This is a genomic window from Streptococcus chenjunshii (assembly GCF_003086355.1).
GTDB lineage: Bacteria > Bacillota > Bacilli > Lactobacillales > Streptococcaceae > Streptococcus > Streptococcus chenjunshii.
Genome location: NZ_CP031733.1, coordinates 559,556 through 572,139 on the forward strand (window position 1 = coordinate 559,556; position 12,584 = coordinate 572,139).

Below are 12,584 nucleotides of genomic sequence, written 5' to 3' on the forward strand. Positions count from 1 at the left end.
TTTTCTTTGAAATTTATGACAAATTCTGTTGTGAAAGCAGAAATTCTTTGCTATAATCTTTTTACAATTATTATTGCATGTATCATTGTAAAGAAGAAGGTCTGATCGTTCTTCTTTTTTGGCGGGTATAACATGAAAAAGGATTTAAATTTTAGGGGGTCTGTCTTTTTTGCAATTGACTTGACACCTATTGATTTTGAGTCGCAAAGAAAAAGGGAAGGTGTAAAGTGATTAAAAAGGTATTGATTATTGAAGATGAAAAAAATTTGGCGCGGTTTGTTTCTTTAGAATTGCAGCAGGAAGGCTATGAGGTTCAGATTGAGTCGAATGGGAGAAAGGGTCTTGATTTGGCCCTTGAAAAAGATTTTGATTTGGTTCTTTTGGATTTGCTCTTGCCGGAAATGGATGGTTTTGAAATTACTCGCAGGCTTCAGGCTGAAAAGAACACCTATATTATGATGATGACAGCCAGAGATTCTGTTTTGGATATTGTAGCCGGCCTAGATCGCGGTGCTGATGACTATATTGTCAAACCGTTTGCTATTGAAGAACTCTTAGCACGGGTGCGTGCTATCTTTCGCCGACAAGATATGGAATCAACCAAAAAGACACATTCAGCACAAGGTTCTTACCGGGACTTGACTATGAATCCTCAGAATCGTTCCGTACTTAGAGGGGATGATGAAATTTCTCTGACTAAACGTGAGTATGATTTGCTGAATATTTTAATGATAAACATGAATCGAGTTATGACTCGCGAAGAGTTGCTGTCGAATGTATGGAAGTATGAAGAAGCAGCTGAAACAAATGTTGTAGATGTCTATATTCGTTATTTGCGCGGTAAAATCGATGTCCCTGGCAAAGAATCTTATATTCAAACGGTTCGCGGTATGGGGTATATGATTCGTGAAAAGTAAGGCCTATGTGCAAGAAGTGCAGTCTTTATCTATGCATTTCTTGCTTTTTCGGCTGGATGTTAACAGCAGATTTTGTTTCCTTTAGACAGTTTTATTTGCCCTCAGCCTTTCAGGTTTTAAAAGAGGGCTTTTTATATATAGCAGCTCATTAGTAGAAAGACCGAAAAAATCCATATGAAAATGACGGTAAGCCAGAAATCTCTGATTTCGTCTGCGCCCCTCTGGCAAGACGACTAGAAGGGTGCAGCCAGCTACTAGATGATAAAGCCTTCAGATGTCTACATTGGGTATGTTGATTTACTCTGGTTTGGGCTGATCGCTGTCCTTTTGGATGGTTTTACCTACAGGGATTTAAGAGCTAAAACTGTTTAGCTAACGGCTTTTTTGGCAGCTGTTTCCGCCAGTTTGGCTCGCTTTTGTTATTAAAAAAAATATGATAAAATAAGGGTTAAGCGATAGTGTTAGAAGTGAGGTGTCTGTATGCGTTGCCCAAAGTGTCATTATAATAAATCAAGTGTTGTTGATAGCCGTCAGGCTGAAGATGGCAATACCATCAGACGCCGGCGGGAGTGTGAACAATGCCGGACACGGTTTACAACCTTTGAACGTATTGAAGAGCTGCCGCTTTTGGTAGTTAAGAAAGATGGTACGAGAGAACAGTTCTCTCGTGATAAAATTTTAAATGGGATTATCCAGAGTGCCCAAAAACGTCCGGTTTCCAGCAGTGATATTGAAGCCGTTATTTCGCGCATTGAACAAAAAGTTCGCAGTGAATATGAAAATGAAGTGTCTAGTGTTGTCATTGGCAATCTTGTTATGGATGAACTGGCAGAACTGGATGAGATTACCTATGTTCGCTTCGCCAGCGTTTACAAAAGTTTTAAAGATGTTGATGAAATTGAGGAGCTTCTGCAGGAAATCACCAGCCGTGTGCCAGGTAAGAAGAAAAGCAGTGTAAAAGATGAAACCGATTGATGATTTTTACTATATCACAGGGAACAAGATTCCTTATGACTCACTGAACCTCATCCAGCTTTATTTTCCGATTATTGGTCAGGATGCCCTGTCACTTTATGATTATTTCATTCATTTTTTTGATGGAGGTCAAAAGCGGCATAAATTGTCAGAAATTCTCAACCATCTGCAATTTGGAATGAAGCGCTTGGAGGATGCAGTGTCTGTCTTAGGAGCAATGGAACTGTTAGAGCTTTATCAAAGTAAGGGTATTTATTATTTCAGGCTGAAGCAACCCTTGTCTAAGGACTTATTTCTGGCCCACCCAGCCTATCGCCGGCTGCTGTCTGCTAAGATTGGTGATGTCGCTGTACAGGAATTAAATGTGCAGCTTCCTAAGGATGCACACAATATTTCGAAAAAGTTTTCTGATGTTTTTGACAATTTGGAGTCAGCTTCAGTTTCTGTTCAGCCGAAGCCGGCCCCTCATTTTGATTTAGAGAATTTCCAGCGTTTAATGCAGCGGGACGGTCTGCGGTTTAAAGATGAAAAAGCAGACGTTATTGCTCTTTATAACTTAGCAGAAAAATATGAGCTGAATTGGTTTGCTCTTTATGGTCTGGCTAAAGAAACGGCCATTAAAAAGGTTATATCCCCTCAAAGAATGCTGGTTAAAAAGCAACAGACGGCAAAAGTGCAGCAGCAAAAACAGCAGACTGAGACTTTTAGCAAAGAAGAGCAGATTGTACTACGGGAGGCAAAAGCAGCAGAAGCAGAACTTTTCCTGTCAAAAATAAAAAAAGCCAGACGGGCCCGCATAACGCAAGACGAGAAAAAGTTATTGGAAGAACTGGCTCAGATGAACTTTCTGGATGAAGTGATTAACGTGATGGTACTGTATACACTCAATAAAACAAAATCAGCTAACCTGAACAAGTCCTATCTTATGAAAATTGCCAATGACTTCTCTTATCAAAAAATTTCAACTGCAGAAGAAGCTGTTTTAAAAATGCGCAGTTTTGCTGAGCGTCAGGCAGCAGCAAAGACAAAGCAGGTTCGGTCTGCCAAATCTAATGTTCCCGAGTGGAGCAACCCTGATTATAAAAATGAAACCACTGCAGAAGAGCTGCAGGAACTGGCAGAGTTCAAAAAACGAACGTTAGCGCAATTGCGAAAGGATGGTGAATAAATGGAAAAAATCGCCCAGGCTATCGAGCGCGGCAATAAATCTCATTTATCACAAATCAATACTGATGAACTCAAACAAGCTATTTTAGCGGACAAGGAAGTGGCGGATTTTATTACGGCTCACCAGCTGTCAAATCGGGAGATTAGTCTTAGTCTTTCTAAATTCAACCAATTTCTGATTGAACGGGAAAAATTTGTAACTGGCGACGCAGCTTATCTTGCTAAAGGCTATCAGCCGATTTTAGTGATGAATGAAGGCTATGCAGATGTCACTTACCGTGAAACAAAGGAATTGAAACTTGCTCAGGCAAAACAAGCTGTCGCAGAGCGTGTCAGCCTTGTTAATCTGCCTAAATCGTATAAAAATCTTACTTTTGATGATATTAGCCTTGATGACAAACGCAGACAGCCTCTCTTTATAGAGCTGACAAAATTTGTTGCTGATTACCCGGATCCCCAGCAAAAAGGACTGTATTTATACGGTGATATGGGAGTTGGCAAATCCTTTATGCTGGCTGCAATGGCTCATGAACTTTCAAAAGCAAAAGGGGCCTCAACGACCCTGCTCCATTTTCCCAGCTTTGCTATCGATATTAAAAATGCCATCAATACCGGCACTGTCAAAGATGAAATTGACACTGTCAAAAAGGCAGAGGTTTTAATTCTTGATGATATTGGTGCTGAACAAGCCACTTCATGGATTCGCGATGAAGTTCTGCAGGTTATTCTTCAGTATCGAATGCTTGAGGATTTGCCAACCTTTTTTACTTCTAATTACAGCTTTAAAGATTTGGAAAAGAAAATGGGCAATATCAAGGGAACTGATGAAACGTGGCAGGCTAAGCGTGTGATGGAACGAATTCGCTATCTTGCTAAGGAATTTCATTTGGCAGGCGATAATCGCAGAAACTGATTGGTAAGGGCAGATTTACCCTATTTTGTTTTCATTCTGTCTGGCGTTTAGGGTCTGTTTTGCTGACAGGCTTTTTGGGATAAGAGTTCTGTAAAAAATTGATGTTTTTATCTCGCAGAAAATTATTGATTCGGATTGCTGAAAGAGCTGTTTGTCGGGCTCTAAATCGGTTAATCTATTATTTTGAGAATCAAACGGTATAGAGGAGGGAAGATGGCACTACCTACAGTTGCTATTGTTGGCCGTCCCAATGTTGGGAAATCAACATTATTTAATCGTATTGCTGGGGAGCGTATCTCTATTGTTGAAGACGTAGAAGGTGTTACTCGCGATCGTATTTATGCAAGCGGAGAGTGGCTTAACCGCAGGTTTTCTCTGATTGATACCGGCGGTATTGATGATATTGATGCGCCTTTTATGGAGCAGATTAAGCATCAAGCTGATATTGCTATTGCGGAGGCCGATGTTATTGTTTTGGTTGTATCCGGAAAAGAAGGAATAACGAATGCGGATGAGCACGTTGCTAAGATACTCTATCGGGCTCAAAAGCCGGTTATTTTAGCAGTTAATAAGATTGATAATCCCGAGATGCGCAGTGATATTTATGATTTTTATGCGCTTGGCTTAGGAGAGCCCTATCCGGTATCCTCTGTACACGGTATCGGCACAGGTGACCTTTTGGATGCTATTATTGCTGAGCTCCCGCTTGAAGAAGAAGAGGAACAGGCGGATATCATTAAATTCAGTCTTATAGGCCGCCCCAATGTTGGCAAGTCGAGTCTGATTAATGCCCTTCTCGGCGAAGATCGTGTGATTGCCAGCCCCATTGCTGGGACAACACGTGATGCTGTCGATACAGAATTCACCGATCAGACCGGCCAGCGCTATATCATGATTGATACAGCAGGCATGCGCAAAGCTGGAAAAGTTTATGAAAATACAGAAAAATATTCAGTTATGCGGGCTATGCGGGCTATTGACCGTTCGGATATTGTTTTAATGGTTATCAATGCTCAGGAAGGAATCCGTGAGTATGATAAACGGATTGCCGGTTTTGCCCATGAAGCTGGCAAAGGCTTGATTATTGTCGTGAACAAATGGGATATGATAGAAAAAGATAGTCATACTGTGCGTCAGTGGGAGACAGATATTCGTGATCAGTTTCAGTATATTTCCTATGCGCCGATTGTTTTTGTTTCAGCACTGACTAAGCAGCGTCTGCATAAGCTGCCCGATATGATTAAAAAAATCAGCCAAAATCAGAATAAACGCATCTCTTCCGCTGTACTTAACGATGTGATCATGGATGCTGTTGCTCTAAATCCGACACCGACCGATAAAGGGAAACGTCTGAAAATTTTTTATACGACTCAGGTTGCTCACAAGCCGCCTACTTTTGTTATTTTTGTCAATGAAGAGGAACTGATGCACTTCTCTTACCTGCGTTTTTTGGAAAACCAAATCCGTCAGGCTTTTGTCTTTGAAGGAACGCCGATTAAACTGCTGGTGCGAAAACGTAAATAGGGAAAGAGAGAAGCTCAGAATGGCTGCCGGTCTAGGTTTAAAAAACAGCTTCTCCGACAGGTAATTTCTGGCCCAGTCTGGCTGCTGGAGAGAATAAAAATCGCTTGCTTATGCAATCCCGATCTTTATTCTCTCCTTTCTTTTTTTTGTTTCAAAATGATAACAAAACAATGAAAATACTTATTTTTTTCAGAAAAAAACAGCTGTTTTTGCTATAATAGTGGGACAAGGTAAAGGTGGTATAATATGGGTAGAATGATTCCGGGACGTGTCCGCAATCAAGGGATCGCATTATATGAACAAGGCCTGCTTAAGATTATCAGTCATCAGGATCGGCTTTTAGAGGTTAAGGTTGATGGCTTTCTCCTCCAGTATGCTCTTGAGGATGACTATGTTGACTGTCAGTGCAGTTTATTTGCTAAAAAACAGTACTGCGAACATTTAGCTGCTTTGGAGTATTTTCTGAAAAATGATACAGAAGGGAAAGAGCTGGCAGATCTTCTATCTTCCCGCAACGAAGACTATCAAAAGAAAAAAAGAAAACTGTCATTTGGAAGTATCTTTCTTGATGGTTTAGCTATCAATGAAGATGTTACCACTAAATACCGTCTGGCGGCCTCTGCCAGTCAGAGCCCTTTTTCATCTGATTTTTGGTGGACTCTGAAAATTAACCGTCTGCCAGATGACCGAGCCTATATTGTGCGTGATATTAAAGCTTTTTTACAGCTTGTCGGAAAAGAAGATTATTATCAAATCGGGAAAAACTATTACGAACCTCTTTCTGTGCTGCAGTTTGACGATGCCAGCCAAGAACTTATCCGTTTTTTATGGCGGATTGTTCCTGATAAAGCAGCTGACAGTACTTACATCCTTCCCAATCATGGCCGTAATCTGGTTTTGCCAAGTGGCTTTTTTGAAGAAGGTCTTAATTTGTTTAAAAACCTTTATGCTTTCTCTTTTGCCGTGGGACAGCAGCAGTACACTGATGTCACTGTTGAAAATCTTGATGGCTCAGAAGAATTGTATCAGTTTGAAGTGCTGGTGCACCGGCACTCCATTGAATTGACTGTAAAAGAAAAAAATGTCCTTTCTTTTTTTGATAATACTTATCTTCTCTATCAAAACACCTTCTACCGTCTCACTATGAAACAGGCTAAAATAGTGGCTGCTTTAAAAACACTGCCCTTAGAATCCGATTTAGTTAAACATATTCATTTTGACTTAGATGATCAAGCTAAACTGGCTGCCAGTTTATTGGACTTTCGTACTTTGGGTCCAGTCAAAGCACCAAAAAGTTTTGAAATTCGGGATTTTTCGCCAATCTTTTATTTTAGCTTAGAAGAGAATCAAAATCTCCACTTATCCTTAGTTTTTGATTATGGAAAGCTTAAGGTGGCCAGTAAAAAAGAATTAGGAGAGCTTCCCTTTGCCAGCAATTTTAAGCGGGAACAGCGTGTTTTTAAGCTATTGGAAGCTAACGGTTTTACTAAGGGATTTTCCAGCTATCGCAAACCCTTGCAGACAGAAGAACTGTACCAGTTTTTTAGTCAGACTTTGACTGAATTTACTGCTCTCGGTAACGTTTTTTTAGCAGATGAACTAGAAGCTTTGCGTTTTTCGGAAAAACCGCAGTTAGCTGTCAGTGCTTCCGGCAGTCTGTTAGATATTTCCTTCGATTTTTCCACTGTTCTTGAAAATGATATCGACACTGCTACAGCGGCACTTTTAAGCCATCAGCCCTACTTTGTCAGCCAGTCAGGGCAATTAGTTATTTTTGATGAACAAACACAAAAGATTAGTGCAGATATTAATAAATTCAAGCCTAAACAATTAAAAAACGGTCATTTGCAGCTCCCTGCCCTGTCTGCTTTTCAGCTTTCGGATGTTTTACAGGCTCAGAATAATGTTTCCCTGAAACAGTCTTTTACAGAATTGATTCAGGACCTCAGACAGCCGGAAAACTTTGAGCTGCCTGATTTTAAAGTAAAGGCAGAACTGCGGGATTATCAGCTGACCGGCGTCCGCTGGCTGTCCATGCTGGATAAATACGGTTTTGGCGGTGTTTTGGCAGATGATATGGGTTTAGGTAAAACACTGCAGACGATTGCTTTTCTGAGCAGCAGACTTGACAGGGGACAGCGGGTTTTGATTTTATCCCCGTCAAGCCTTATTTACAATTGGCAGGATGAGTTTAAAAAATTTGCTCCGGATTTGGATTTTGCTGTAATCTATGGTCTAAAACCTGTACGGGATGACCTTCTAAAGGAAGATCACCAAATCGTTATTACCAGCTACAGTTCTTTCAGACAGGATTTCGCCAACTACAATCAGCTCCACTTTGATTATTTGATTTTGGATGAAGCCCAAGTCATGAAAAATACGCAGACTAAGATTGCTCAGTATTTGCGTTCTTTTGAAGTTAACAATTGTTTTGCACTGTCTGGGACACCGATTGAAAATAGATTGCTGGAAATTTGGTCAATTTTCCAAATTGTACTTCCGGGACTTCTGCCGGAGAAAAAAGCTTTTCTGAAATTGTCTGCAGAGGAGGTGGCACGTTATATTAAACCTTTCATCATGCGGCGTAAAAAAGAGGATGTTTTGCCTGAATTGCCTGAATTGTTAGAAATTAATTATCATAATGAGCTGGCAGACAGTCAGAAGGCGATTTATTTAGCACAGTTAAGACAAATGCAGGATAATATCCGCGGTTCATCGGATGCGGATATCAACCGCAAAAAAATTGAAATTCTCTCTGGGATTACTAGGCTGCGGCAGATTTGTGACAGTCCCAGTCTGTTTACAGATTATGATGGCGGCAGCGGCAAGCTGGACAGTTTAAGGGATTTGCTGCTTCAGATTAAGGAAAGCGGCCACCGTGCTTTGGTTTTTTCTCAGTTTCGCGGAATGCTGGACATAGCAGAGCGGGAACTGCAGCATCTTGGGCTGACAGCCTACAAGATGACTGGTTCAACGCCGGCTGCTGAGCGTCAGGCAATGACACGGGCTTTTAACAGCGGGGCTAAGGATATTTTTCTGATTTCCTTAAAAGCCGGCGGTATCGGTCTTAATTTAACCGGAGCTGATACTGTTGTTTTAATTGATCTCTGGTGGAATCCAGCCGTGGAAATGCAGGCGATCAGCCGGGCTCACCGGATTGGCCAAGATAAAAGTGTCGATGTTTACCGTCTGATTACCAGAGGAACGATTGAAGAAAAAATTTTGGAATTACAGGAAAGAAAGCGCCACCTGGTGACAACTGTTCTGGACGGTAATGAAACGCGTGCCAGCATGTCTGTTGAAGATATTAAAGAAATTTTAGGGCTTAATGATTGAATAGTGGCAGCAAGCTATGAACTGTCAGCGTTTTGATAAGAGATGCAGGATGAACTCGGCTGATTTTTAACTGGAGCTCATCACAGTGGAGCAAATAAAACATACAGTTAAATGAATGGCATGAAAATGTGGAAGTGCGACTATTTGAAACAAGAAAGAATGACAGGACTGGTTATTAGAAATTAAAACGGTCTCTAAGAGCATTTGTGTGAAACGATTTAAGACAAGAAACAAGATCAAATCGGTTATTTTCTAGGAGGTGCTGGAAGAAGGGCTATGCTTTGGCTGCAGCCAAAGCAACATTCTTATGATGATGTTCTTACTTTACAAAAACTTATGCCGAGATAAGGGAACGGAACGCAGCTTAAATCTGGTTAAAAATAGAACGGTGAGAAGAGAATGCTCCCCTTAAGCTATTTAGCCTTAGGACTAGTAAAAAGCAGTCATTACATGTAGGAGCGGGCCGTCTAGGACAGCTGTAATTTCTGTGGAAGTTTTCACGCTTAAAAATTTTAGCCAAAGTGATATTTTTGCTATTCATTTTAATCAATTCTATGATAGAGTTATCCTGTATGAGTCTTTTTAATGTGGGTTTCGATGCTTATCATTATAAGCCCATATAGGATTATTTATATACTCAATTCCATAATCCCTGCGGAAGCTTTTTCCTAGCTGGCAGATATGATAGATCCAGATATATTTAACTCTAAGCCCAAAAATTCTGACAAAAGGTAAAGATTAACCGTCATTGGCTCCTTAATTAATACAGTAAAGTTTCTTTGATAAAGTGCTGTAAAGCTGCGGGTCATTTTTAACTATAAGAAAATTTTGAAAAAATACACTTTTTAGTTTATAATAGGAATGCTGTATAGAAGATATCGACGGTTCTTATCCAGAGACGTAAAAACTGTCGGAGCTTTTCCTGATACAGAAGGGTCAGCTGCCGCTGGCTAACTGCAAATATTTCAAGTTCAAGAAAAAGGAAGCGGCCTTGATATGATGAGAAAAAAATTTCCTCTTGTTGCAGATGATGAGCAAATCGCCCAAGAACCGATAATCATGCGGCTTTATAACAATGAAGATTTGATTAATAATATTCATGGTCCTTATCAAGACAAAGACTTCACTGATGTGACCAAGGATTTTAATTTTGTTGACCAAACGCCGGGGGTAAGGGAGAAGGCGCCTGAACGCCTGCAGACAGTTAATGAAGGAAAATCTTATGCGCAGAAAGCGAAAGAAGAAGCAAGACGCGATATTAAGGAAAAACGCCGGACTTTTTTAGCAAATGAAACGAAAGTGCCTGCCAAACCTGCTTTTCAGCGTCAGTCCTCATCCTATGTTTCTCAGCCCAAATCCAGCCGCCGGTCTGATAATGAACTGAGCCGTTTTTCAGAAAAACTTCATCAGGAAACCTATATTTTAGCTGAACTGCCTCGGGTATATACAGAACCTGATAATTCTTCGCGGACGAAACCGCAAAAAAATACTTATGATTTTCTCAAACGCAGTCAGATTTATAATAAACAGGATCTACAAACGCAGAGGGAACATCAGTTAGCTCAGGAATTGAATCTGACCCGTTTTGCAGAGATGGACTGATGAGGAACAGCGAAACGTTTTTTCAGGCATTTAGGCAAGGCTGTGAAAGTGCCTGGAATTTTTTGTGAGTAAACAGAACGGCCTAAATGCTGCGGGAAAAAGATAGACTTCCCTTGAGTCTTTAATGACTCAGCGGTCAGTCTCCTATTTTCCTTTTGCGTTTTTAACGGCCTTTGTATCTTGATGGAATTGAACACGGCCTAAGCTCTTTGCAAAAAAGATAAAACTTCCTAGAAACTAAGTTTTCAGCGTCAGTTTTCCTATTTTTGCTGTGAGCTTTTCACGGCCTTTGTATCTTGGTGGAATTGAACACGGCCTAAACGCTGCGGGAAAAAGATAGACTTCCCTTGAGTTTTTAATGACTCAGTGGTCAGTCTCCTATTTTCCTTTTGCGTTTTTAACGGCCTTTGTATCTTGGTGAATTGAACACGGCCTAAAATCCTAGTGAAAAAGATGAAGTCCGCCGCGATGTGGGTCATCGCTCGTCCTTCTCTATTTTCATACGGATTTTTATACGGCCTTTGTATCTTGGTTAAGGAGTGAATATGTCAAAGACCTATCATTTTATTGGAATTAAGGGCTCAGGGATGAGCGCTCTTGCGCTTATGCTTCAGCAAATGGGCTATAAGGTTCAGGGGAGCGATGTGGAAAAATATTATTTCACACAGCGGGGGCTTGAACAGGCTGGTATTGCCGTTCTTCCTTTTTCAGAAACCAATATCACACCTGATTTGGAACTGATTGCCGGCAATGCTTTTCGTGCAGATAACAATATTGAAGTTGCTTATGCTCTTAAGAACGGTCTTGGCTTTAAACGTTATCATGAGTTTCTTGGAGACTTTATGACACAGTTCACCAGCTTCGGGGTAGCTGGTGCTCATGGGAAAACATCAACAACCGGACTTTTATCCCATGTCCTAAAAAATATAACTGATACATCCTATCTTATTGGGGATGGGACCGGACGCGGTCTGGCCGGCAGCAAATATTTTGTTTTTGAATCAGATGAGTATGAGCGTCACTTCATGCCTTATCACCCAGAATATTCAATAATTACCAATATTGACTTTGATCACCCTGATTACTTTACCAGCATTACTGATGTTTTTAATGCTTTTAGTGATTATGCGCAGCAGGTCCAAAAAGGTCTTTTTGTGTACGGCGAAGATCCTCATCTTAGGCGTCTGAAGACAGAGGCTCCTATTTATTATTATGGATTTGATCCTGCTGATGACTTTATTGCTTATGATATTATTCGTACAACAAATGGGTCTGATTTTAAAGTTAGATATGGTGAAAAAGTACTCGGTAACTTTCATGTTCCAGCCTATGGGCGCCATAATATTCTGAACGCAACAGCTGTGATTGGCAATCTCTTCATTGCCGGATTTGATATGGACTTGGTTGCTCAGCATTTGAGAACATTTAAAGGGGTTAAACGGCGTTTTTCTGAAAAAGTAATTAATGGGACTGTTATTATTGATGATTTTGCGCATCACCCGACCGAAATTATTGCCACTCTTGATGCAGCCAGACAAAAATACCCCAGTAAGGAAATTGTCGCTATTTTTCAGCCGCATACCTTTACTCGCACCATTGCTCTGCTGGATGAATTTGCTGAGGCTCTTAATGAAGCTGACAGCGTCTATTTAGCACAAATTTATGGTTCAGCGCGCGAAGTAGACAATGGTGATGTTAAAGTGGAAGATTTAGCTCAAAAAATTAATAAGCCTTCCGAAGTTGTTACGGTTGAGAATGTTTCGCCTCTGCTTGACCATGACGATGCCGTCTATGTTTTTATGGGAGCAGGAGATATTCAGCTTTACGAACGGTCTTTTGAAGAACTTTTGGCAAATCTGACCAAAAATACACAATAACTATTGGAGAGTGGGACAAAAATTGTAAATTGTCATAAAATGACGCTTTGGTTTTGCTGTCCTGTCTCCGCACAGTTGATTAGGTATCCCTTGTGCAATAAGGGATAAGAACTTCCAATCAACCACTGCGCCAAATGCATAAGTTTAAAAAAAGTAAAGCGAGGCAGGACTTTTGTCCCTGCCTCTTACCATCTTTGTATCTTGATGGAATTGAACACGGCCTAAGAGCAGTGCAAAAAAAACATAGCTAAGTTTAGAATTGATTTCAAGTTA

8 protein-coding genes are annotated in these 12,584 nt (G+C 40.6%); all 8 read left to right on the forward strand.

The window, feature by feature from the left end:
* The first annotated feature begins 227 nt into the window (after positions 1–227).
* Entirely contained in the window at positions 228–917 is a 690-nt protein-coding gene (locus tag DDV21_RS02895) for a response regulator transcription factor (RefSeq protein WP_116878064.1), read from the forward strand.
* Positions 918–1,397: 480 nt separating this feature from the next.
* Positions 1,398–1,892, forward strand: coding sequence for a transcriptional regulator NrdR (gene nrdR, locus DDV21_RS02900; RefSeq protein WP_116878063.1), 495 nt, complete (start codon positions 1,398–1,400; stop codon positions 1,890–1,892).
* Positions 1,879–3,060, forward strand: a complete 1,182-nt coding sequence (locus DDV21_RS02905) for a DnaD domain protein (RefSeq protein ID WP_116878062.1) — start codon at positions 1,879–1,881, stop codon at positions 3,058–3,060. The genes nrdR and DDV21_RS02905 overlap by 14 nt, the downstream gene beginning before the upstream one ends.
* Positions 3,061–3,972 (forward strand): primosomal protein DnaI, encoded by a 912-nt coding sequence (gene dnaI / locus DDV21_RS02910; protein WP_116878061.1) that lies wholly within the window; start codon positions 3,061–3,063, stop codon positions 3,970–3,972.
* A gap of 213 nt (positions 3,973–4,185) precedes the next feature.
* Positions 4,186–5,496: a ribosome biogenesis GTPase Der gene (gene der / locus DDV21_RS02915; RefSeq protein WP_116878060.1), complete on the forward strand. Its 1,311-nt coding sequence runs from the start codon at positions 4,186–4,188 to the stop codon at positions 5,494–5,496.
* A gap of 246 nt (positions 5,497–5,742) precedes the next feature.
* Positions 5,743–8,832: a pilus expression-regulating Snf2 family helicase gene (locus DDV21_RS02920; protein ID WP_116878059.1), complete on the forward strand. Its 3,090-nt coding sequence runs from the start codon at positions 5,743–5,745 to the stop codon at positions 8,830–8,832.
* Positions 8,833–9,828: 996 nt separating this feature from the next.
* On the forward strand, positions 9,829–10,434 hold the full coding sequence (gene zapJ / locus DDV21_RS02925) for a divisome accessory protein ZapJ (RefSeq protein WP_116878058.1): 606 nt from the start codon (positions 9,829–9,831) through the stop codon (positions 10,432–10,434).
* Positions 10,435–10,979: 545 nt separating this feature from the next.
* Positions 10,980–12,311, forward strand: a complete 1,332-nt coding sequence (gene murC, locus DDV21_RS02935) for a UDP-N-acetylmuramate--L-alanine ligase (RefSeq protein ID WP_116878056.1) — start codon at positions 10,980–10,982, stop codon at positions 12,309–12,311.
* The last annotated feature ends 273 nt before the right edge of the window (positions 12,312–12,584 follow it).